Origin of the sequence: Streptococcus orisratti DSM 15617 (assembly GCF_000380105.1) — a bacterium.
Classification (GTDB): domain Bacteria; phylum Bacillota; class Bacilli; order Lactobacillales; family Streptococcaceae; genus Streptococcus; species Streptococcus orisratti.
Map to the genome: position 1 here is coordinate 1 of NZ_KB904533.1, position 1,321 is coordinate 1,321.

The following is a 1,321-nucleotide window of genomic DNA, read 5'->3' on the forward strand; positions in this document are numbered from 1 at the left end:
TTGAAGAGGTTATTCAAACCTTAACTGCTTATCAACTCAAATCAATTGTACACCGAGAATGGGTAGCCGCTATTTTTGATTTTAACTGAGTATAAAATATACCGATAGATGATTTCTTCAACAAATGGTCCAAAGACGCCTAATACCAAGATGATTAAAGGAAGAGAAATCACATTTATAGTTAGACTAATGTTAGTATCGTTGCTTAAGGTCGCTTGGGGAATATCCAACAAGGAATAAGCTAATTGTGTCAAAAGACTTCCTATAATATCAAAGAGCGTCATCGCCAAAAAAACAAATATCACAATTCCTAAGCTTTTCAATTATGCCGTTTTATTCATGAAAAACTCCCTTTTAGGTGATTAGACAAAACATACATTCCAAAGAAAGCTAGAAAAGTATAAACAAGCAAGGAAATCAGTATTTTTAGAGTTTGATTTCCACCTGAAAAAGGTATAAAATGTGGAATCACAAAGACAAGAAAATAAATACTCACAATTGAGATTAAGCCTTTTGTTTCTTTTGTCATCTCTGACCTCCAAAGTTAATGAATATATTTTTGGAAATGAGAATAAAGGAAGAGGGCTAGAAAACATAAGAAAAGAAAACTAAAAGTAATTAGGTTTGTTGTGCTAACGAGTGAGCAACTTAAAATAGTTATAATTAAACTCATTTTTTTCAAAACTTCTAGTGCACTACCTAAATGCGTTACTGATTTCTGTAGAACGATTCGACCACATAATTCATCTAAGGAAATATGGTAAATTTCTGCTAATTGTATGAGACTGGCTCCGTCTGGAATTGTTTTATCATTTTCCCAGTTAGAAATGATTTGCCGTGAAATACCAAGTAAATTAGCTAATTGAACCTGACTATAGCCAGCTTTCTCCCTACTTCTTTTTAAATGCTCCCCAATTTTTTCTCTTTCCATCACCATCATATCGCTTTTCTCCTTTTTGTCGAGATTAAATTCTTTTACATCACATTTTTCTGGGTGTAAAAATACTTTGACACCTTTCATTATAACATTTTACTATATCACCTTTCATAATCTGTCTAAGATGGTAGAAATAATTTCGACTAAATGTGCACTAATAGTATCTTTGAAAGACTTAATGTTAAGTTTTAACTTAAGATAATTATACCTAGCCAAACTTAAAAACTTTGCGTATCATAAACTCAAAACAACCGCCACTTGTCAAGTCAAATGGCGTATTAAATTGATATCCCGCGTTGTAAAATGAAGTGCAACAAAAAAGACATGCTCGTCTGATATACTAGAATTCCCCAACTCAGTATAGAAAGCAGATGAACATGTCCA

At 32.3% G+C, this 1,321-nt stretch carries 3 protein-coding genes; all 3 read right to left on the bottom strand.

Going from position 1 to position 1,321, the window contains the following annotated elements:
* Positions 1-41: 41 nt before the first annotated feature.
* Complete coding sequence (locus tag A3I7_RS14255) at positions 42-254, bottom strand: hypothetical protein (RefSeq protein ID WP_156812775.1); 213 nt, start codon at positions 252-254, stop codon at positions 42-44.
* Positions 255-337: 83 nt separating this feature from the next.
* Entirely contained in the window at positions 338-529 is a 192-nt protein-coding gene (locus A3I7_RS0111875) for a hypothetical protein (protein WP_018376955.1), read from the bottom strand.
* A gap of 15 nt (positions 530-544) precedes the next feature.
* Positions 545-1,021, bottom strand: coding sequence for a helix-turn-helix domain-containing protein (locus tag A3I7_RS12965; protein ID WP_018376956.1), 477 nt, complete (start codon positions 1,019-1,021; stop codon positions 545-547).
* Positions 1,022-1,321 lie beyond the last annotated feature (300 nt).

What these genes read in the sequence shown, in the direction of transcription:
- A3I7_RS12965 (WP_018376956.1), bottom strand. Translation starts at nt 1,021, where the DNA reads ATGAAAGGTGTCAAAGTATTTTTACACCCAGAAAAATGTGATGTAAAA.
- A3I7_RS0111875 (WP_018376955.1), bottom strand. Translation starts at nt 529, where the DNA reads ATGACAAAAGAAACAAAAGGCTTAATCTCAATTGTGAGTATTTATTTT.